The sequence below is a fragment of the Pedobacter sp. AW31-3R genome (assembly GCF_052180285.1).
Classification (GTDB): Bacteria; Bacteroidota; Bacteroidia; order Sphingobacteriales; family Sphingobacteriaceae; genus Pedobacter.
On record NZ_CP197475.1, the window covers coordinates 5138382 to 5157915 of the forward strand.

General features: G+C 41.6%; 21 protein-coding genes. 11 read left to right on the forward strand and 10 right to left on the reverse strand.

The features are described from left to right. Both ACSBL2_RS21075 and ACSBL2_RS21080 read left to right on the forward strand, forming a co-directional pair. On the forward strand, nt 1–702 hold the full coding sequence (locus tag ACSBL2_RS21075; RefSeq protein WP_442588536.1) for an SDR family NAD(P)-dependent oxidoreductase: 702 nt from the start codon (nt 1–3) through the stop codon (nt 700–702). Nucleotides 703–753: 51 nt separating this feature from the next. Continuing rightward, entirely contained in the window at nt 754–1269 is a 516-nt protein-coding gene (locus ACSBL2_RS21080) for a C40 family peptidase (protein WP_442588537.1), read from the forward strand. A 19-nt stretch (nt 1270–1288) separates the two neighbouring features. On the opposite strand, the gene ACSBL2_RS21085 is transcribed toward ACSBL2_RS21080, so the two are convergent. Both ACSBL2_RS21085 and ACSBL2_RS21090 read right to left on the reverse strand, forming a co-directional pair. After that, complete coding sequence (locus ACSBL2_RS21085; RefSeq protein ID WP_442588538.1) at nt 1289–2185, reverse strand: flavin reductase family protein; 897 nt, start codon at nt 2183–2185, stop codon at nt 1289–1291. Continuing rightward, nucleotides 2185–3180: a fumarylacetoacetate hydrolase family protein gene (locus ACSBL2_RS21090; protein WP_442588539.1), complete on the reverse strand. Its 996-nt coding sequence runs from the start codon at nt 3178–3180 to the stop codon at nt 2185–2187. The genes ACSBL2_RS21085 and ACSBL2_RS21090 overlap by 1 nt, the downstream gene beginning before the upstream one ends. A gap of 370 nt (nt 3181–3550) precedes the next feature. Here ACSBL2_RS21090 and ACSBL2_RS21095 point away from each other — a divergent pair, with 370 nt between their 5' ends. The 3 genes from ACSBL2_RS21095 (at nt 3551) to ACSBL2_RS21105 (ending at nt 6996) form a co-directional block, all read left to right on the forward strand. Beyond that, a complete protein-coding gene (locus ACSBL2_RS21095) occupies nt 3551–4717 on the forward strand; it encodes a homogentisate 1,2-dioxygenase (protein WP_442588540.1) in 1167 nt (388 codons plus the stop codon). Between the two features lie 106 nt (nt 4718–4823). Further along, complete coding sequence (hppD, locus tag ACSBL2_RS21100) at nt 4824–5951, forward strand: 4-hydroxyphenylpyruvate dioxygenase (RefSeq protein WP_442588541.1); 1128 nt, start codon at nt 4824–4826, stop codon at nt 5949–5951. Nucleotides 5952–6159: 208 nt separating this feature from the next. After that, a complete protein-coding gene (locus tag ACSBL2_RS21105) occupies nt 6160–6996 on the forward strand; it encodes a YihY/virulence factor BrkB family protein (RefSeq protein WP_442588542.1) in 837 nt (278 codons plus the stop codon). A 3-nt stretch (nt 6997–6999) separates the two neighbouring features. On the opposite strand, the gene ACSBL2_RS21110 is transcribed toward ACSBL2_RS21105, so the two are convergent. After that, nucleotides 7000–7272, reverse strand: a complete 273-nt coding sequence (locus ACSBL2_RS21110; protein ID WP_442588543.1) for a hypothetical protein — start codon at nt 7270–7272, stop codon at nt 7000–7002. A 110-nt stretch (nt 7273–7382) separates the two neighbouring features. After that, nucleotides 7383–7970, reverse strand: a complete 588-nt coding sequence (locus ACSBL2_RS21115) for a porin family protein (protein WP_442588544.1) — start codon at nt 7968–7970, stop codon at nt 7383–7385. Nucleotides 7971–8132: 162 nt separating this feature from the next. Between ACSBL2_RS21115 and ACSBL2_RS21120 the strand changes: the two genes are divergently transcribed. Continuing rightward, the gene (locus tag ACSBL2_RS21120; protein WP_442588545.1) at nt 8133–9932 is read left to right on the forward strand and encodes a histidine kinase N-terminal 7TM domain-containing protein; all 1800 of its coding nucleotides are present in this window, start codon (nt 8133–8135) and stop codon (nt 9930–9932) included. A 4-nt stretch (nt 9933–9936) separates the two neighbouring features. On the opposite strand, the gene ACSBL2_RS21125 is transcribed toward ACSBL2_RS21120, so the two are convergent. The 3 genes from ACSBL2_RS21125 to ACSBL2_RS21135 all read right to left on the reverse strand — a co-directional run bounded on the left by ACSBL2_RS21125 (nt 9937) and on the right by ACSBL2_RS21135 (nt 12037). Continuing rightward, the gene (locus tag ACSBL2_RS21125; protein WP_442588546.1) at nt 9937–10236 is read right to left on the reverse strand and encodes a hypothetical protein; all 300 of its coding nucleotides are present in this window, start codon (nt 10234–10236) and stop codon (nt 9937–9939) included. A gap of 64 nt (nt 10237–10300) precedes the next feature. Then, nucleotides 10301–10897 carry a riboflavin synthase gene (locus ACSBL2_RS21130; protein ID WP_442588547.1) on the reverse strand — a complete coding sequence of 199 codons (597 nt, stop codon included), beginning with the start codon at nt 10895–10897 and terminating at the stop codon, nt 10301–10303. 105 nt (nt 10898–11002) lie between these two features. Then, nucleotides 11003–12037 carry a threonine aldolase family protein gene (locus tag ACSBL2_RS21135; RefSeq protein ID WP_442588548.1) on the reverse strand — a complete coding sequence of 345 codons (1035 nt, stop codon included), beginning with the start codon at nt 12035–12037 and terminating at the stop codon, nt 11003–11005. 532 nt (nt 12038–12569) lie between these two features. Between ACSBL2_RS21135 and ACSBL2_RS21140 the strand changes: the two genes are divergently transcribed. After that, nucleotides 12570–13448 carry an N-acetylglucosamine kinase gene (locus tag ACSBL2_RS21140; RefSeq protein ID WP_442588549.1) on the forward strand — a complete coding sequence of 293 codons (879 nt, stop codon included), beginning with the start codon at nt 12570–12572 and terminating at the stop codon, nt 13446–13448. A gap of 152 nt (nt 13449–13600) precedes the next feature. Here ACSBL2_RS21140 and ACSBL2_RS21145 read toward each other — a convergent pair whose 3' ends face one another. Further along, nucleotides 13601–14290, reverse strand: a complete 690-nt coding sequence (locus tag ACSBL2_RS21145; protein ID WP_442588550.1) for an NUDIX hydrolase — start codon at nt 14288–14290, stop codon at nt 13601–13603. A gap of 118 nt (nt 14291–14408) precedes the next feature. On the opposite strand from ACSBL2_RS21145, the gene pfkA reads away from it, so the two are divergent. The 4 genes from pfkA to ACSBL2_RS21165 all read left to right on the forward strand — a co-directional run bounded on the left by pfkA (nt 14409) and on the right by ACSBL2_RS21165 (nt 17964). Beyond that, on the forward strand, nt 14409–15395 hold the full coding sequence (pfkA, locus tag ACSBL2_RS21150) for a 6-phosphofructokinase (protein WP_442588551.1): 987 nt from the start codon (nt 14409–14411) through the stop codon (nt 15393–15395). 5 nt (nt 15396–15400) lie between these two features. Then, complete coding sequence (locus tag ACSBL2_RS21155) at nt 15401–16243, forward strand: hypothetical protein (RefSeq protein ID WP_442588552.1); 843 nt, start codon at nt 15401–15403, stop codon at nt 16241–16243. A 4-nt stretch (nt 16244–16247) separates the two neighbouring features. After that, nucleotides 16248–17249, forward strand: coding sequence for a type I glyceraldehyde-3-phosphate dehydrogenase (gene gap / locus ACSBL2_RS21160; protein WP_442588553.1), 1002 nt, complete (start codon nt 16248–16250; stop codon nt 17247–17249). Between the two features lie 130 nt (nt 17250–17379). Continuing rightward, nucleotides 17380–17964, forward strand: a complete 585-nt coding sequence (locus ACSBL2_RS21165; RefSeq protein WP_442588554.1) for a Crp/Fnr family transcriptional regulator — start codon at nt 17380–17382, stop codon at nt 17962–17964. 81 nt (nt 17965–18045) lie between these two features. Here the strand turns inward: ACSBL2_RS21165 and ACSBL2_RS21170 are convergent, their stop codons facing one another. Then, entirely contained in the window at nt 18046–18876 is an 831-nt protein-coding gene (locus tag ACSBL2_RS21170; RefSeq protein ID WP_442588555.1) for a GNAT family N-acetyltransferase, read from the reverse strand. Nucleotides 18877–18886: 10 nt separating this feature from the next. Then, nucleotides 18887–19486 carry a hypothetical protein gene (locus ACSBL2_RS21175; RefSeq protein ID WP_442588556.1) on the reverse strand — a complete coding sequence of 200 codons (600 nt, stop codon included), beginning with the start codon at nt 19484–19486 and terminating at the stop codon, nt 18887–18889. Nucleotides 19487–19534: the final 48 nt, after the last annotated feature.

Here is a 19534-nt window from a genome sequence, read left to right on the forward strand (position 1 = left end):
ATGAATATTGTACTTACAGGAGCAAGCAGTGGAATCGGTTTTGAAGCCGCATTGGAATTTACATTACACACTGAAAATAAAGTCGTTTGTATCGCCAGATCGGCAGACAAGCTGAGAAAACTACTGGAGATTGCCCGGGGCATTAATCCGGACTGTACCCTGCTCCCTGTGGAGTTCGATATTGTGAATGATGATTATGCGGCATTGGTGCCCTTCCTGCAGCAAAGATTAGGATTTGTCGATATCCTGATCAATAATGCCGGCACACTGATCAATAAACCTTTTCTGGAAACCACAGCGGCCGACCTGGCTCAAATGCTGGAAAGCAATGTGGTGGGACACTTTAATATGATACAACATTTACTGCCGCTGATGAACAGCGGCAGTCATATTGTGAATATCGGCAGCATGGGTGGTTTTCAGGGAAGTGTGAAATTCCCGGGTCTTGCTGCCTATTCCTCCAGCAAAGCCGCCCTGCATACGTTAACCGAATGCCTGGCTTTTGAATTGTCTGCCACAGGAATCAAGGTGAATTGCCTTGCCCTGGGTTCTGCACAGACAGAAATGCTGGAACAGGCATTTCCAGGTTACCAATCGCCTGTTATGGCTTTTGAAATGGGAAAATATGTGGCCGACTTCGCCCGTACCGGACATAAATATTTTAATGGAAAAATAATTCCTGTGGCAGTTACTACGCCATAATAATATTTTTTTATACCTTGCTAATTATATTGTGTACCCTTAAGACTGTATATGAAGAAATCACTGCTTTTATGCTGCTTTACCCTCCTGTTTTTTTCCACTGTAAAATCACAGACCGTACCACAGAAATACAAGGACCTGCTTCAAAAACTCTCAAAAGATATCTCTGAGAAAGATCCCGGCACAAATCTGATCAGCTTCGCCAAGACCATGATCGGCATTCCTTACCGCTATGCAAGCAGTAACCCCTCTATAGGATTTGATTGCTCGGGTTTTGTAAGTTATGTTTTTAAAAATTTCGGCATCTCAGCTCCCCGTTCTTCTTCAGAATTTATTGTATCAGGTACACCAGTGAAACTGGAAAATGTTAAAATAGGCGACGTGCTTGTTTTTACAGGATCCAACAGGAGAGTCCGCAGAGCAGGACATGTGGGTATTGTTGCCGCCATTAAAGGGGACACGATTCAGTTTATCCATTCTTCTTCAGGTAAAGCCAATGGCGTTACCTTAACCACATTAAACCCCTACTACAAGAGCCGTTTCATGAAAGCGGTGAGTATGCTGTAAATCAGGAGTAAACTATAAATCAATAGGTTTCCAGCAGTACAACCTTCAACGCTTCAATAACCAATCCGCGGCTCAGCATGTCTTTTGCCAGCTCATGTAATTCACGCTGCCTGTTGTTCGCATCTCCAATAGTGGCATCGAAAACTTCTTTGACCAATGCATGACCTCTCATCAGGTCAATTTCTTCTTCACTAGGCATACGTTCTATATTTCCGAGCATGCCCAGATCATTACCGCTCAGGACATAGGAGTTTCTCACATCTCTTGGCAATGCATCCACGCCGATACCCATGGTCACTAAAGGCTTGGCCACCTTAAACAGACTTTCAGGTGTTACCCTGCAATACCAGTCGCCCCCCAGACGGGCAACCAGATCTATCTTTTCCTGGTCGATCTTTCCCTCTTCATCAAGAATATCTTCCCTGATATGGATCAGTTTTATTTCAGCAAGAATAAGATTTCCTGCACCGGGATTTTCTCCCAGATGGATCACCTCTGTCACCAAACATTCCAGCTGTACCGGTGCTTCGGCCACACGTGGTGGCTTGACCAGCACTGAAGGCAGCATGGTAAATCCTGCTTTATCAAATTCATTGATCCCTTTTGCATATTCTGTACTGGCCAGGCTGGTTTGCTGCACCATGTCGTAATTCACGATGTTGATGACACATTCCTTCACTTCCAGTATATTTTCCAGGGTATGTTTAGTGGTATTATCGCGTACCCTCCTTGCTGGTGAAAAGATGCACAGCGGCGGATTGGTACTAAACATATTGAAAAAGCTGAAAGGGCTTAAATTGATGTTCCCGGCCTGATCAATGGTCGTGGCGAAACATATTGGCCGCGGCGCAATGGCATACTGTAAATAGTTCTGCAATTGCGCCGGACTCAAATCTGAAGTTTTTATAGTCAGCATTATTTTTTCAGCGCTAAAATGGAAAATTGCGTATCCGCCTTACGAATGGTATTGCTCAGGCGTCCCAATCCCGTGATTTCCATCTCCACCACATCCCCATCCTGAAGCCACTGCGGCTGATAATGAGCATCATGAAGTAAACCTGTGCCATTTAATTCAAGGAAGCAGCCGGTACCTACTGTACCAGACCCGATCACATCACCGGGAAGGATATCAGCTCCATAAGCACAACGCTCAACAATTTCAGCAAATGTCCAGTCCATATCTGCCATATTCCCTGAAGAGACTTCCAGCCCGTTTACGGAACAGGTCATTTTCAGGTTATAGGTATTACCCGTATGTCCGGCTTTAGGTGCTATCCTGTATTCTTCCAGCTCATCTGGTGTCACCAGCCAGGGACCAATGACAGTAGAAAAATCCTTTCCTTTTGCCGGACCAAGGTTCAGCAGCATTTCTTCCATCTGTAAGGTCCTTGCACTCATATCGTTCATGATCATGTATCCGGCGATATAGGCATCGGCTTCCGCAGCAGTAATGTTTCTTCCTTTTTTACCGATCACAATAGCCACTTCCAGCTCAAAATCAAGTTTTTCAAAATGATCGGGCATACATTCAATTTCTCCGGGTCCCTGAATGGCATTGTGGTTTGTGAAATAGAAAATAGGGTACTGATCGAATTCAGCAATCATCTCTACCTTTCTGTTACGTCTTGCTGCAGCCACATGCTGGCGGAAAGCGTAACCATCCCGGCATGAGCTCGGATGCGGAACAGGGGCAATCACTTCATAAAAGGCTTCTTCTTTTGGCATCATCTCTCCCGCTTTTATTTTGGCATCGATGGCCAGGGCCCGTTCCATGAATACTTCTGCATCTTCCAGAAAGGATTTCATGTCATTCGGCAACAGCTTGTCACAGGAATGCAGGTTATAGATATGTCCGTTTACGAAAACACCCAAATGTTCTCTATCTTCTGTTTTGTAGGAAACTAGCTTCATTGGTTGATCTGGTTTATATTTGGTGATAAGATTGGTTATTTGCTTAACCTGACAAATCTAGAAAATTTAAACAATATAGTGCGTGCTTGTTCTTTAAAGCCTAGATCACCAAAGAATATATGGTCAAAATTTGAAAACCTGTAATAATATCCTTAGATTAGTCGCTGCAACAATGACAAACAGCAAAGTAAAATATCAGTCCCTTATTGCAAGCCAGGTTTTGGCTTCCTTCCGGTATGCGATGCTCTCCAAGCTCATTTTTGCACAATATTCCTTCGTATAAGCCTTATCCTTTAAGCTGATTAAGAAACGTGTCCCGTTTTCTAACTTGTACCACTGCCCTTTTCTAACCAAATATAATTCAACAGTTATGCCTATTTATCACAAATTAGGAACTGTTCCCGCAAAAAGACATACGGTTTTCAGAAAACCTGATGGTGAACTTTATGCTGAGGAACTTGTCTCTACGGAAGGCTTTTCAAGTCTGTATTCTCTTGTCTACCACTGCCACCCGCCAACTATTGTTAAATCCCTTGGAGAGCCCTATAGTGTAGAGCCAAAAATTGCCAGGGAGAAACACCTGCGGCATACCTCTTTGATCGGATTTAAGATTGCCCCGGAGGATGATTACCTGGAAAGCAGGAAACCTGTGCTGGTAAACAGCGATTTGCACATTTCACTTGCTGCCCCAGGCCAGTCCATGACCGGCTATTTCTATAAGAACAGCCAGGCAGATGAAGTGATTTTTATCCATGAAGGCTCCGGTACATTAAAAACCGGATTCGGAAAAATAAAGTTCGCCTATGGGGATTACCTCGTGATTCCACGAGGTACCATTTACCAGCTGGAATTCAATAATGAGCAGAACAGGCTTTTTATCGTGGAAAGCTTCAGCCCTATCCGCAGCCCTAAACGGTACCGCAATGAATACGGGCAGCTGATGGAACACTCCCCTTATTGTGAACGTGATATCAGGCGTCCCGAAGACCTGGAAACGATAGATGAGTTCGGCGATTTCAAGGTCCTGATTAAGAAACAAGGATTAATTTATCCGTATACCTACGGCACACATCCATTCGATTTTATTGGCTGGGACGGCTTCCACTATCCATGGGCATTCTCTATCCACGACTTTGAGCCCATTACGGGACGTCTACACCAACCACCTCCGGTACATCAGACTTTTGAAGGCCACAATTTTGTGATCTGTTCTTTTGTACCGCGGAAATATGATTACCATCCGCTATCCATTCCTGCGCCTTATAACCACAGCAATGTAGATAGTGACGAAGTGCTTTATTATGTGGATGGCGATTTCATGAGCAGAAAAAGTGTGGTCAAAGGACAGATCACCCTGCATCCTGGTGGGATACCCCATGGACCACACCCCGGTACGGTAGAGAAATCAATCGGCAAAGAAGAGACTGCCGAACTGGCCGTGATGATAGATCCCTTCCGTCCGCTGATGCTTACGGATTATGCGGTGGGCATTGAAGATGAAAGTTACCATAAAAGCTGGCAGATCAATATTGAATAAGCCCATATCATGTCCATTCCTCTAAACTGCAAAATCCTGCAGCCTATATCTATTGAAAATCAGGTAATCATAAAAGAATATTCTAACCAAATAAAATAAAAAACACATGCAAACATCATTCGTAGAAAAAGACACCGCAATAAAGGATTTCCTTCCTTTAAATGGTACAGACCACGTTGAATTCTATGTAGGCAATGCCAAACAATCCGCTCATTTTTATAAAACTGCCTTTGGCTTCAGGACTGTAGCCTATGCCGGGCCGGAGACCGGTTTGAGGGACCGTGCTTCCTATGTACTGCAACAGGGAAAGATAAGGCTGATCCTGACCAGTCCGCTGAAGTCTGACAGCCCGATCATGGAACATATCAAAAAACATGGCGATGGCGTAAAAATCCTGGCCTTATGGGTGGACGATGCCTATATTTCCTATGAAGAAACCCTGAAACGCGGTGCGCGTTCTTATCAGGAACCACAAACCCTCACCGATGAATTTGGGGAAGTGCGTACAGCGGGTATTTACACCTATGGCGAAACCGTTCATCTTTTTGTAGAGCGAAAAAACTATTCCGGCGCATTTATGCCTGGATATATTGCCGTGGAAGGTGGTTATGAACCGGAAAGTACAGGCCTTTTGTATATTGACCACTGTGTGGGCAATGTGGGCTGGAACAGGATGAATGAAGCTGTACAATGGTATGAAGAGGTGATGGGCTTCAGGAACATCCTTTCTTTTGATGACAAACAAATCAATACCGAATACTCTGCTTTGATGAGCAAGGTAATGAGCAATAAAAACGGTTATGTAAAATTTCCCATCAATGAGCCTGCAGAAGGAAAGAAGAAATCGCAGATTGAAGAGTACCTGGAATTTTACGAAGGGGAAGGGGTACAACACATCGCCGTGGCCACACATGATATTATAGCCACAGTAACCGCGATGAAAGCGCGTGGCGTAGAATTCCTGAGTGCACCGCCAAAGGCATATTATGAGACCTTGCTGGACCGGGTAGGTAAGATTGATGAAGATATTGCTCCACTGGAACAGTTGGGGATTCTGGTAGATTATGATGAAGAAGGATATTTGCTGCAGATTTTTACCAAACCGGTACAGGACAGGCCTACTTTATTTTTTGAAATTATCCAGCGCAAAGGCGCACAATCTTTTGGTGCAGGAAATTTCAAAGCCTTATTTGAGTCGCTCGAACGTGAGCAGGAATTAAGGGGCAATTTATAAAACTGCTCCATATACAACCCTAACTCCGGAAAGCCGGCCTCCCCAAAAGCGGCCGGCTTTTCAACAGATGACTTCAGATTGATTTTTTTTAAGTACTTTCGTTGTGATCTGCAATCAGAAAAGCATGCTGGGTACCATAGGAAAGAACGTTTTTATATTTTCAAGACATTTTAGAAAGGCTTTCAGGCTTTTTAAAAAAAATGATCCATTGAGACTCGCAGGAGCGACGGCTTTCTTTACCAATTTCGCCTTACCACCAATTTTATTGATACTGATCAGGCTATTTGGCTTTTTTGTAGACAGAAAAATCATTGTAACTGGCATATTCGAACGCTTGTCTGGTATTCTGGACGACAGCAGTACACAACAAATCAGGCAAACCTTAAGGAATATCCGTGGGATGGACCATCAGTGGTATGCAACCTTAATCAGTTTTGTCTTCTTTATTTTTGTAGCCACTACCCTATTTACCGTAATCAAGAATTCCATGGATCAGATCTGGTCCATTGGCATAAAAGAACACTCCACTTTTCTGTTTAAATTAAAGATCAGGGCCAGATCAATGGTCATTATCCTGCTGGCTGGTTTATTATTTTTTGTGGGACTGCTGACAGACAGTATCCAAGCCTTTATCAGTACCTACCTGAATACAGCCGCACCTACATTTGGAAGAGTATTTTTAAGTATCCTGAACCAGATTTTATTTATCCTGATCGTCACCACCTGGTTCAGCGTATTGTTCAGATTCCTTACCAATGGCAGACCAACATGGAAAGCTTCGGTGAGGGGAGGAATATTGACAGGGGTATTGTTCACCCTGGGAAAATATATTCTCCGTATCGCCTTACCCTTAAGCAATATCGGGAATATATATGGCGCATCAGGCTCCATTGTTTTAATTATGCTTTTTGTATTTTATTCTTCCTTTATCTTTTACTTTGGTGCCTGCTTCGTAAAAGTGCTGAGTGATGCCAAAGAAACGCCAATACGCCCAATTAAGGGCGCATTCACGTATGAGATAAAAGAAATACTGAAAACGACATAACCGTTAGTTGACTACGGCAGTCTGCTCAAAACCCTGCACTTCAAATACAGCAAGTTTATTGAGAAGGTTGTAATGAAGGGTACCAAAAAAGTTGATGTTTCCATCTTTATTTTTTCCTTCGATACAGATACTTTCCTTTGAAACCTGCGGGTGTTGTAAAAACTGGTCAACAATCAGTTCCTCATCTTTAATTTTTACATCAGCAATGTCTACTGCATACTGTTTCAATAGCGTTAAGAAGCTATTTCCGTTCAATAACAATTCTTTTACATTCATAATCATACAGTTTGGGGTTAGGAAGACTAATATATCAAATATAAAGCCAAAATAAAAGGGGTAAACTACTTAAAGTTACCCCTTTATTGATTTTTTTTTGAAATAAAATGCTAAAACAGTTTAAATGCCAATCCAAGCGTGAACAGGTTTAATTTGGTATCATTGTAGCCATCTTTACCAATTTTTGAAAGCCCTCTTTCATAACGCAGGTCAATCCCTACACTACCGACATCAAGTCCGGCACCAAACTGCCATGCATATACCTGGTCCTTAAATCTTCCACGAACGGCATTACCGGCTGCATCTCCGATAGATTGTTCTTTATCCAGCAGGAAAGAGACAACCGGACCTGTATTGAATCTCACACCAATCCCTGCAGCTCCAATTTTGGTTCCAATCAATAATGGCACATCAAGACTGGTGAATTTTACATCGTCAATACCACCCTCTCTCGATTCCAGGGAAGTATTTTTACCGGAAAGGTAAAGCTCCGGTTGAAAGTGTACACCGGCACCACCAATCCTTGCCCAAAGACCAGCATAGTAACCTGCTTTATTCTCACTGCTAAAGGTATTCTCTGTACTGAATTTAGAAAGGTTAGCCCCTCCTTTGATACCCAACTGAAAAGTTGGAAGAATCTGGCCAAATGCCGTGACACACAGACACATAAAAGCTATTGACAGAATTATTTTTTTCATAGTTGTTTTATTAAGTTTGTTTTATATTTGTCCCTGTTTATATATTTTCTTGATAAAAATAAACATAATTTTGATCTGTATCATGCCAACATCAGCCTAAATTCGTCAACCACAATCCATTAATTTTACTTTGCACAATAATCAGGCCTTTCAGCTATCCAAATGAACTTTGTTTTTAATATTTATGCACTCTCGCTAGTATTCTTTGGCAGTATTGCCATGTTGTTGTCTTTTTATATTCTGAAGAATGAAAAAGGCTCGGTACGCTGGGTGGGTTTTATGATGCTGTCGACCGCGATCTGGTCACTTGCTTACGGAGCTGAACTGGCAAGCACCCAGCTACCGCAGATGAAACTCTTTGTTATCCTCCAATATGCAGGAATCAGCGCTCTGCCAGTCGCCTGGTTCCGGTTTTGTCTGGATGTGGTAGAAAAAAGAGACTGGTTCCAGAAGCTTAACCACAAGTTGCTTATCATTGCCGTACCTGTGGTTACCTTTCTGCTGGTCTGTACAAATGATCTGCACCATATCTATTATAAAAACCTGAGTGTAGACGATGGTGGTGTTTTCCCCATGCTGGCAATTACCCCTGCCCTGACCTTCCATGTGTTTACGGTATATTTTTACGTCATTTATGCGATTGGCAGCTATTTGCTGATTATAAAATTTAAAAACTCTGATGCGACCTACAGGAGACAGAATTATATCATTCTCATAGCAGCTTTCATTCCCTGGATAGCTAATTTTTGCTATAAGATTGGCCTGAAACCCCTCGATCATCTAGACCTCACTCCCTTCGCTTTCCTGCTGACGACCACACTGGTATTCATAGCGATATACAGGTTTAAACTTTTTGACATTCTTCCTGTAGCCAGAAAAAAGATTCTCGAACTCATGCAGGATGGGTTTATTGTGCTCGACTACCATCACCGGATTATAGACTTTAACAGTGCCTTTATAAAATACAATGCCCATGTATTTTCCGATAAAATCATTGGCAAAAAACTGGATGAGGTATTTCCAGACCAACCTGTACTTCTTCAGCTGGTAGAGAAACACTATAGCGGCAAACATATTTTATTTGTCCGCACCAAAGACGGGTTATGCGAACTGGAGGCAGATATCAGGCTGATTAGCCCAAAACTACCCAATCGCAGCGCAACCATTATTAAACTTCAGGATTTAACGGACCTGAAAAAAGAAGCGGTCAAATCAAAACAACAGGCAGATGAACTGCAAAAACTGAATGCTTTAAAGGACAGGATTTTTTCTATCATGGCACATGACCTGAGAGGTCCCCTGCTGAATATTTCTGAGGTATTGAAAATGATTAACAGCAATATGATCACCCTGGATGAGTTTAAGGCCTTGTCACCTACCTTAACCAAGGACATTGCTTATACCACCGACCTGCTTGAAAATATCCTGCACTGGTCCCGGAGCCAGCTCAATGGCTACAGCATAAATAAGGAGATCTTTGACCTAAAAACACTGATCACCAATGAAGTCAACTATCATTTACCTGCCGCTGTACTTAAAAAAATAGAAGTCGTGCAGGACATCCCTACACATTTACCTGCTTTTGCAGATATGCTCATGATGCAGATTGTCATACGGAACCTCATTACAAACGCCATTAAATTCTGTAGTGAAGGATGCCGGATAGATATTTTTATTCATGGAGTTACGAAAGACTATGTAGATATCTGTATCAAAGATAATGGCGTAGGTATCGCCGACGAAATGGTCAGGAGGCTGTTTAAAGGAGAACATATTTCCAGCCGGGGTACACAGAATGAAAAAGGTACAGGCCTGGGTTTAATGGTCTGCAGGGATTTTATGGAAAGAAACCATGGAAATATTCAGGTAGAGAGCAGAGTCGGTGCCGGCACAAAGTTTTGTTTAAAGATACCGTCAAGGGAAATAGAAGAGGCTCCTTTAACAGGAGGCTCTTCAAAATAAAAAACTAGTGTGCTTTAGCTTCATTTATGATTTGTTGTTCCTTTAGGGAATCAACATTATTTTTATTACCAAAATTCTGCGTCTTATCAGCAAAATATTCAAGTATACCCACAATCGTATCCAGGTTGTCTGCTACCCTCTGGTGCATATCAGGCAAGTCTTTGTCTAATTTTTTATCGCTCAGTTCAATATTATCTACTTCAATTTTTCCTATCTTCTGAATAATTGCCTGCTGTGAGTGTTGTAAGTCTTCTAATTCTCTTACAATCTTTTCCATCAATTCAAACTTCTTTAAAGTATCCATATTATTGATTTTTAATTTTTTAAAATGATATTCAATAATAAAGAACCAATTACCTTGCCAAAAATTAGCCGGTATAACCGGTAGATACGAGGCGTGCCACATACTTTCCGATGATATCAAACTCCAGGTTCACCGCGTCGCCTTCATCCACATCCTTCAGGTTGGTATGCTCATGGGTATAAGGAATGATAAATACCGAGAACTCGTCCGCAGCAGAATTCACTACGGTCAGACTGATGCCATTGACACAAACCGAGCCTTTTTCTACCGTAACATTTCCTTTCGATCCGTCGTATTTAAACCTGTATTCCCAGCTGCCATCCAATTCTTTTTTCAGTACACATACCGCCGTCTGGTCCACATGCCCCTGAACAATATGGCCATCCAGACGTCCGTTCATCTGCATACACCTCTCCAGATTAATGTTAGCGCCGACGGTTAAATACTGAAGGTTGGTTTTTTGCAATGTTTCTTCAATGGCCGTAACCGTATAGGAATCCTCATTGAGGGAGACTACCGTTAAACACACACCATTATGTGCAATACTCTGATCAATTTTCAACTCAGCTGTTAAACTGGAAGCAATTGTAATGTGAAGGTTTGTCCCTTCTTCTTTAAGCTGGGAAACAGTTCCCATGGTCTCAATAATACCTGTAAACATATAAATCTAATGCTATTTTTTTTCGGTTTTTAAAGCAGTTCGTTGTACTCGCGGAGCAATACTGATATTGCTGCCGGCATCAGTTTTTTAGAAAACGCCGTCAAATTACGCTTTTTTTACGGGCTTAAGATTTTTTATGGTTTCAATAGCCTGATCAATCTGTGCAGAGGACACATTTAAATGGGTAACAAACCTTACCGTATCCGGGCCTGTCGCCCCGCATAGGATACCTGCTTCGGCTAAATTGCTGATGATCCCTGCGGCACTATATTCGGGAGCCACCTTAAAGATCACAATATTCGTTTCCACAGGCATCACGGAAGCCACATAGATCACATTATTCAGCGCAATGGCCAGTGCCATTGCATGTGCATGATCTTCAGCCAGCCTGATGACATGGTTATCCAGTGCATATATACCTGCAGCAGCAAGAAAACCTGCCTGCCTCATTCCACCCCCAAAGGCTTTCCTGATTTTCCGGGCTTTCTTTATCGTAGCTGTTGATCCAAGCAATACAGATCCTACAGGAGCGCCCAATCCTTTCGACAGACAGATCGATATGCCATCGAAATAATGACCATAGGCGGCCGCCGAATCTCCTGTTGCGATCAGGGCATTAAATAACCTGGCGCCATCAAGATGAAGTTTCAATCCGTTTTTACTGCAGAGTTCCGCAATGGGTACAATCTGGTCCAGGGTATAACAGGCCCCGCCTCCTTTATTTACGGTATTCTCCAGCACGACAAGACTGGAATTCGGATAGTGGATATTATCCTCATTAATTTCAGGTGCAATCAGTTCAGGGCTAAGTATACCACGGCTGCCATTCAACAAACGCACGGATGCCAGTGAGTGGTAGGCAATACCTCCACCCTCATAACAATACACATGGGCGGTACGGTCACAGATCACCTCATCCATCGGCTGGGTAAAACATTTGATTGCTATCTGGTTGGTCATTGTTCCGGAGGGACAAAACAATGCGTCCTCCATATTAAATAAACGGGAGAGTTTATTTTCCAGCGCAATGACAGTTTCGTCTTCTCCGTAAACATCATCTCCGACTTTTGCAGCCATCATTGCTGCTAACATTCCTGCTGTTGGGGTGGTTACGGTATCGCTTCTTAAGTCTGTTTTCATGGAATGGATTTAATTTTCTTAAAAGTATAAACAGCAGGTTTTACCGATTCCGCGGTAAATTCTGAAATACCTGCCTTAAATTAACATATCTACAATTTACAAATGAAGGCCGACAATTATCGGATTTTTCTACTTCAATTGTCTTTTGAATGAAATTATTACAATAATGATAAATGTCACATATTTTTTTCAATTGCTTAAAAATTTTGCAAAAACACCTTTAATCCTTAGCTACAAGCCTTTTAACCGGATATTATTTTATAATTTAAAAGAATACAATAAGATTTACACCGATACTAAACTCATAAAAATTTGGAATTTAAAATAACAAATGTAATTTTAGCTTAGTGTTATTTTTACAATATCCCCTTTGGCCTCAAATCACCAAATATTATTGTGCGGCAACACCATTAAACAGCAAAACTAAATACTAAACAATAAATATAACCTTGTATAAATTAAATTATTATGAAAAAAAACAGTAGGAAAGTGTCAGGAATATTTACATTTACTCCCCAAAAAACAAATTAAGATGATAGTTATTGCAGATGGTGGTTCAACCAAAACCAATTGGTGTTTAATTAATGAAGCGGGTAGAAAAATTCACTTTAATACAGAGGGTTACAATCCTTACTTTGTAACTCAGGAGTACATAATTGAGTCCTTAAAAAAGGGTCTTCCTGATCACCTGGAAGTTGATAAATTAAGAGAAGTCTATTATTATGGGGCAGGATGCTCTACGGATGCAAACAAGAAAAAAGTTGGTGACGCAATGAGCCAGGTTTTCGTCAATGCAGAGGTGAACATCGGCCATGATTTAATGGCTTCATGCAGGGCTCTACTGGGTGATGAACCTGGTTTTGCAGCTATCCTGGGTACAGGTACCAATTCATGTCTTTATGATGGTTCAGATATTACCCTGAATATTGACTCACTGGGTTACTTTTTAGGCGATGAAGGAAGCGGTTGTTTTATTGGCAAGCGTATCCTGAGTGACTATATGAAAGGTTACATGCCAAAAGGATTAAGAGAAAGCTTTTATGATACCTATGGTTTAACCAACGAGGATATTTTCGACAATATCTACAACAAACCTTTACCTAACCGTTTTTGTGCAAGCTTCAGTAAGTTCATCTATGATTTCAAAGATACTTATGAAGACTACACGTTTTCAACCGTAGAATACGCATTTACAGCATTTTTCGAGAATCTGGTTATTCATTACCCTAACTACAAAGATTACGCATTAAACTGTGTAGGTTCTGTAGGATACAGCTTCAGGGATATCCTGAGTATTGTTGCTGACAGGTATGAAATGGGCGTAGGTAAGATCATCCGTTCTCCTATAGATGACCTGGTTGATTACCATGTACAGTCTGCTGCCAAGGCAAAACTTAAAGCAAACATGTAGTCCTTCGGATCAGCACAGATAAAGTTATTTTCTACAGCAAAATAACAGGACAAAAAGCCCCGGTAATCTTATGGTTACCGGGGCTTTTTTATATGCTGAAAATGACCTCAACCGAAAGAAAAAAATATCTCGCTGCAGGCTTATTCAGTTTGTTAAAATGCGATCTCTTTTCCAAATAATTTGCCATACTTCCGTTTATCAAAACGATAAAGTGTGGCCGCACGGAAGGATACGCCCTTTTGCTTTTCATTCAGGTCACGCAACACCCCGAAGCTCAGCATTTTCTTCCTGAAATTCCTCTTATCCAGCTTCTTACCAAGAATCACTTCATATACATTCTGCAATTGGGTAAGGGTAAATTTTTCAGGTAAAAGTTCAAATGCGATAGGCTGATGTTTGATCCTTCTCTTGATTTTTTCCAGACCCTGATCGAAGATTTTCTGGTGGTCAAATGCAAGCGGAGGCAGGTCATTCACATTTCTCCAGTGTGCCTGTTTGGCGTAGGTACTCAGCGGCTTTAAAGCCTTATCGCCACCCAATCTCAGCAAGGCATAATAAGCCACGGAGATAATCCTTCCCTGTGGGTGACGACCGATATCACCAAAGGTATAGAACTGCTCCATAAAGACATTGTCCAGTCCCGTAAGTTCGTGCAGGATCCTGGAGGCCGACTGGTCAAGACTTTCGCTTTCGCTCACGATATTCCCCGGAAGTGCCCACCAGTCTTTAAAAGGCTCTTCATTTCTTTCTATCAATAGTACTTTCAATTCTCCTTCATCGAATCCAAAAAGGATACAGTCAATTGAGAAGGTCGAATTAAAATGTGGCAAGAGTTCTTCCAAAACGTTTTAAAATTAATAATTTAAGCAAAATAAAGGAGTTACAGGCGATTTACACAAAAAAAATTAAAATAAATTACTTAGTGTAATAATTACACTGTATATTCGTTTCATAAAGACAATGAAACCAAATATCAAAAATATCGCGGTATTGACATCTGGAGGAGACGCTCCGGGAATGAATGCCTGCATCAGAGCAGTAGTCCGGACTGGCATATACAATGGTATAAACATGTTCGGCGTTTTACAAGGGTATCAGGGACTGATCAACAACAATATCATCCCAATGAACGCCCGTTCCGTAAGTAATATTATCCATCTTGGCGGAACAATACTTAAGACAGCACGTTGTTTAGAATTCAAGACAGACGAAGGTATGGACCTTGCGTATGAAAACTTGAAAGCGCATGACATCGATGCCCTTGTCGTTATCGGAGGTGATGGTACTTTTACAGGTGCACGCCGTTTTGCTGAGCGGCATGGAGTTAAAGTCATAGGTATTCCCGGAACAATTGATAATGATCTTTATGGGTCTGACTTTACACTGGGTTATGACACAGCGATCAATACGGTAATTGCAGCTGTAGATAAAATCAGGGATACGGCAGATGCGCATGACCGGTTATTTTTCATTGAGGTAATGGGACGTGATTCAGGTTGTATTGCCCTTAGGGCATCAATTGCCACAGGATCTGAAGCCGTATTGCTGCCGGAACAGCCGACCAGCATTGAGGACCTGATCAAGCAGCTGGAAACTGGTGCCGCTACGAAAAAATCATCCAGTATTGTGATTGTTTCAGAAGGACATAAACAAGGCGGAGCCTATGACATTGCGAAACTGGTTAAAGAAAAGTTCAATCACTATGATACGAAAGTGACCATTCTCGGCCACCTGCAACGTGGTGGTAGTCCAAGCAGCTTTGACCGTATTTTAGCAAGTAGATTGGGTTTTGCAGCTGTTAACGAACTATTGAAAGGCAGCACGAAACAAATGGTGGGCTTAAGGGGAAATGAAATTGCATTGACGAGTCTTGATGAAGCCCTGGCAGCGCATAATTTCAAACTGGAAAGCGACCTGCTGGAAATGACAAAAGTATTATCTATATAAATGATATGATAGCCGTTGTATATAGTGGATCTAAAACTGCCGTCTGGAGAATTGCCAGAGAGGGTAAAGCTGTAGCCGAATGCAGTATGCCCGGTATCAATCCATGTTTTGTGGACCAGAAAACACTATTGCAGCAGCTGAATAAAAAAAGTATACTCATTAACCATGCAGAACAGATAAAGAGAATTTATGTGTTCGCCGCTGGTGCCACCTCAGCAGACCGGAAGGAAGAACTGGCCACCTCTCTCGGCTTATTTTTTAAACACAGTAAGATTACTGTGGAGAATGATCTGTATGGTGCAGCAAAAGCAGCATGTTACAATGAAAAGGGAATTGTCGGCATATTGGGCAGCGGTGCAAACTGTGCCTTCTTTGATGGCAACCACCTGGAAGAAAATAATTACGGACTTGGATTTATTCTGGGAGATGAGGGATCCGCAAATTATCTTGGTAAAAGTATTTTGAGGAATTTTCTTCAGGAAAAGTTACCTTTGGACTTAGAAAAGAAATTCAGTAAAAAGTATGACCTGAGCAGAACTGAAATCCTGGAGAGAGTATATAAGAAAACGCTGGCACAGCAGTTCCTGAGCTCATTCCTGGAATTCTTTATCGAACACCGGTCACATGAGTATATTCAACAGTTAATAGACAGTGCCTTTGAAGATTATTTTGACACCTACCTGTTACCTACTATAAAAGTATATCCTGGAGTACAAATACATTTTGTGGGAATAGTAGCAGGAAACTTTCAGGACCGTTTACGTTTGGTAGCACAAAAACACGGACTGGAGATAACAACGATTACCAAAGAACCAATATATAACTTACTTAATTACTATTCAAATTAATACAATGACAAAGATTGGAATAAACGGTTTCGGCCGTATCGGCAGATTAGTTTTTAGAGCCGCATTAAAAAGAGGATTAGACGTAGTTGCAATTAATGATTTAGTTGAGCCAGCTTACATGGCTTACATGTTAAAATACGATTCTACACACGGTCGTTTTGACGGTACAATTGAAGTAGTTGACGGAAACCTTGTAGTGAATGGAAAAACGATCCGTATTACTGCAGAAAGAGATCCGGCAAATTTAAAATGGAATGAAGTTGGTGTTGAAACAGTTATTGAATCAACAGGTTTATTCCTTACTCAGGTTGATGCTGAGAAACACATTACTGCAGGCGCAAAAAGAGTAGTTCTTTCTGCACCAGCAAAAGATGATGCTATCCCTACATATGTAATGGGTGTGAATCACAAAGATTTAACAGCAGATCAGACTGTTGTTTCCAATGCTTCATGTACAACTAACTGTTTAGCTCCTATTGCTAAAGTATTACACGATAACTGGGGTATTGCTGAAGGTTTAATGAGCACAGTTCACGCAGTAACTGCTACTCAAAAAACTGTTGACAGCCCTTCTGCTAAAGACTGGAGAGGTGGCCGTGGTGGTTATTCTAACATCATCCCTTCATCTACAGGTGCTGCAAAAGCAGTAACTAAAGTAATTCCTGCATTGAAAGGTAAATTAACAGGTATGGCTTTCCGTGTACCGGTATCTGATGTATCTGTTGTAGATTTAACAGTTCGTTTAGAAAAACCAGCTACTTACCAGGAAATTAAAGATGCCATGAAAGCTGCTTCTGAAGGCGAATTGAAAGGTGTTCTTGGTTATACTGAAGATGCAGTGGTTTCATCTGACTTCATCGGTGATGATCACGCTTCTATCTTTGATGCTGATGCAGGTATCGCACTGAATGATAACTTTGTAAAAGTGGTTTCATGGTATGACAATGAGTGGGGTTATTCAAACGCTCTTGCTAAATTTGTAGAGTACTACGGAAACGTAAAATAATACTGGTTATCCAGGTTTATATTAAATCAGAAAAGGCTGTATCAAACGATGCAGCCTTTTTTTGTTTCCAGTATCCACAGCAGATGAAGCCCGATTTCCTGTATCTTTATGCATAACTTATCGTTAAAACATGTCGGCAAAAGAAGGATTAAAAGCGCATGTACTCAGCCTTTGCCATCTGGATGAAGCAGAATGGGAAATACTTTATACCTGCTTTGAATATAAAGAACTCAGCACCGGAACCTATTTACTGCAACAGGATCGTCACTGCGACTTTGTAGCTTACGTACAATCCGGCGTATTCGTCTATTTCCGCTCCCTTGATAGTGGTGATCATTTTACAACCGATTTCGCATTTGCCGGCGATTGGGCGGGTGATATGTATAGCCGCCTAAACAATTCCCCGTCATTTCTGAATATTAAAGCCCTGACAAATTCAGCTGTATATATTTTAAATCAACAAAAGATGGAAAGTTTATACCTCAATTTTCCAAAAATGGAACGAATCGGAAGATTGCTTATAGAAAAGGCTTTTGTCCGTATTGTCAGACAAACACTGGATCTTCAAATTACCGATGCCAAAGACCGCTACATCAAACTGATAGCGGAATCCCCTGAAATACTGCAAAAGGTTCCTTTGTATCATATCGCAAATTATCTGGGTATTGCACCTAAATCACTGAGCAGGATCCGCAGCGAAATTACCAGAAAATAATGCTGCGGGTATCCTTCGATTAGTCAGCAGGTATTCCTGCCACCTGTTTACACATCGGTGTTCACACGCATGACTCGTCTATTATTTAGCCAGTCTGTAATACGGAACCTGTGCCTTCACCTCAAATCCGATTTGCTGCGCCAGTGCATATGAACCGGTATTCTCTAAGCGACAGGCCCATACCGGCTCATCACCATGTGCAATGCAATATGCTATCAGCGCACGGCAGACTCTCGCCGCCAATCCCTTCCTCCGGAATTTTTCAACTGTTTCAATCCCAAATTCTACCTTTCGGCCCTGAATAAAAGCCGAATAAGCCGTCGCGGCCAATTCTCCATGGTACAGTAAGCTAAAGCCCAGTCCATTCTCCCAAAAATCATCTTCATCTTTCCAGAAATAAGACGGAACTACACTGCCCTTCATTGCCCTGAACAACTGTTTATCTGTTCTCACTATACTGATTTCAGGGACCTCAGGTAATTCCTCCAAAGCCAGGTACCTGGCTTTACTGAACTGAAAATTTACCCTGGTATTTAACTCAATGACACTGGTGTCAGCTTGTTCATTTTCAGCAGAATTTACCATCACATCTTTGAATAATCCCTCCAGCACCCCATCCCAGGCTCTTGGAAAAGTTTGCATCCATTCGTGGCCAGTCCTTTTTTTATCACTGTTTAAAGCATGTGCCTTAAAATCTTTGTTAAATTCAGCATTGCTACAGTCACCCATTAAAAGGCTCATCCCATAAGGATGTACCACATAAAATACCGCAGGCGCATCAACCTGGTCTACGAATACCTGGCCTTTTACTTTCCTTTCAACAACTGCGCAGGCAAACAAGTTATTGATGGTTACTTCATTTAGTAACGGAGTTAATATACTGTAGTGCTCTTCATTTAATAGTTCCATCATAAACCATATTTTATTTCTCCCATAACCTTATCCCCACACGAACCACCGGTGACAGATCAATGTTAGGGAGCTGGTACTGCTGGCCATTGAAATCGGCATTTTTATCACTTCTCCAATAGAGATGCAGACCAGGCTGCAAATAGATTTTCTTTCCAAAAAAGAATTGGTAGCTCATTCCCCCACCGAAGTCATCACTATGGATATCTTTCCTGATACCGGTACGCTTTTGCTCAATAGCAAAAGTATGCATTTCTACAAAGGTATAAATCTCCATATTCTTCCAAAAATTGTAACCCATAAAAATGCCGGGGGACAGTTTATAAAAACGCTTGAATTCATCTTTATTGTTCTTGAGCCCTGCAGGCTCGGTATTGTAATTTCCACCATCAATAACACTTGCACGGATACGGAATCTTTGGTACCTGTAGCCCAGGGCTACATGGTAACCTTTGCTGAAAAATAGGGGAAAAAGCGATTCTGCTTCAAATGCCTGCCTGGCTTCATAGCGATGGAGGACAAGCTCCGACCCCACTCTTTTTAAGGAGTCCTGCGCAAATAAAAAGGTGTGGATAAGGCAAATCAGTATTCCTGAAAGGATGTATTTATTCATTTTTGTATGGTTTAAAATTCCCATATCAAAATTGAGGAGTTCCTTTCA

What these genes read in the sequence shown, in the direction of transcription:
- ACSBL2_RS21155 (WP_442588552.1), top strand. Translation starts at nt 15,401, where the DNA reads ATGATAGCCGTTGTATATAGTGGATCTAAAACTGCCGTCTGGAGAATT.
- ACSBL2_RS21140 (WP_442588549.1), top strand. Translation starts at nt 12,570, where the DNA reads ATGATAGTTATTGCAGATGGTGGTTCAACCAAAACCAATTGGTGTTTA.
- gap (WP_442588553.1), top strand. Translation starts at nt 16,248, where the DNA reads ATGACAAAGATTGGAATAAACGGTTTCGGCCGTATCGGCAGATTAGTT.
- ACSBL2_RS21130 (WP_442588547.1), bottom strand. Translation starts at nt 10,897, where the DNA reads ATGTTTACAGGTATTATTGAGACCATGGGAACTGTTTCCCAGCTTAAA.
- hppD (WP_442588541.1), top strand. Translation starts at nt 4,824, where the DNA reads ATGCAAACATCATTCGTAGAAAAAGACACCGCAATAAAGGATTTCCTT.
- ACSBL2_RS21115 (WP_442588544.1), bottom strand. Translation starts at nt 7,970, where the DNA reads ATGAAAAAAATAATTCTGTCAATAGCTTTTATGTGTCTGTGTGTCACG.
- ACSBL2_RS21125 (WP_442588546.1), bottom strand. Translation starts at nt 10,236, where the DNA reads ATGGATACTTTAAAGAAGTTTGAATTGATGGAAAAGATTGTAAGAGAA.
- ACSBL2_RS21170 (WP_442588555.1), bottom strand. Translation starts at nt 18,876, where the DNA reads ATGATGGAACTATTAAATGAAGAGCACTACAGTATATTAACTCCGTTA.
- ACSBL2_RS21135 (WP_442588548.1), bottom strand. Translation starts at nt 12,037, where the DNA reads ATGAAAACAGACTTAAGAAGCGATACCGTAACCACCCCAACAGCAGGA.
- ACSBL2_RS21110 (WP_442588543.1), bottom strand. Translation starts at nt 7,272, where the DNA reads ATGAATGTAAAAGAATTGTTATTGAACGGAAATAGCTTCTTAACGCTA.
- ACSBL2_RS21090 (WP_442588539.1), bottom strand. Translation starts at nt 3,180, where the DNA reads ATGAAGCTAGTTTCCTACAAAACAGAAGATAGAGAACATTTGGGTGTT.
- ACSBL2_RS21085 (WP_442588538.1), bottom strand. Translation starts at nt 2,185, where the DNA reads ATGCTGACTATAAAAACTTCAGATTTGAGTCCGGCGCAATTGCAGAAC.
- ACSBL2_RS21120 (WP_442588545.1), top strand. Translation starts at nt 8,133, where the DNA reads ATGAACTTTGTTTTTAATATTTATGCACTCTCGCTAGTATTCTTTGGC.
- ACSBL2_RS21165 (WP_442588554.1), top strand. Translation starts at nt 17,380, where the DNA reads ATGTCGGCAAAAGAAGGATTAAAAGCGCATGTACTCAGCCTTTGCCAT.
- ACSBL2_RS21095 (WP_442588540.1), top strand. Translation starts at nt 3,551, where the DNA reads ATGCCTATTTATCACAAATTAGGAACTGTTCCCGCAAAAAGACATACG.
- ACSBL2_RS21075 (WP_442588536.1), top strand. Translation starts at nt 1, where the DNA reads ATGAATATTGTACTTACAGGAGCAAGCAGTGGAATCGGTTTTGAAGCC.
- ACSBL2_RS21080 (WP_442588537.1), top strand. Translation starts at nt 754, where the DNA reads ATGAAGAAATCACTGCTTTTATGCTGCTTTACCCTCCTGTTTTTTTCC.
- ACSBL2_RS21175 (WP_442588556.1), bottom strand. Translation starts at nt 19,486, where the DNA reads ATGAATAAATACATCCTTTCAGGAATACTGATTTGCCTTATCCACACC.
- pfkA (WP_442588551.1), top strand. Translation starts at nt 14,409, where the DNA reads ATGAAACCAAATATCAAAAATATCGCGGTATTGACATCTGGAGGAGAC.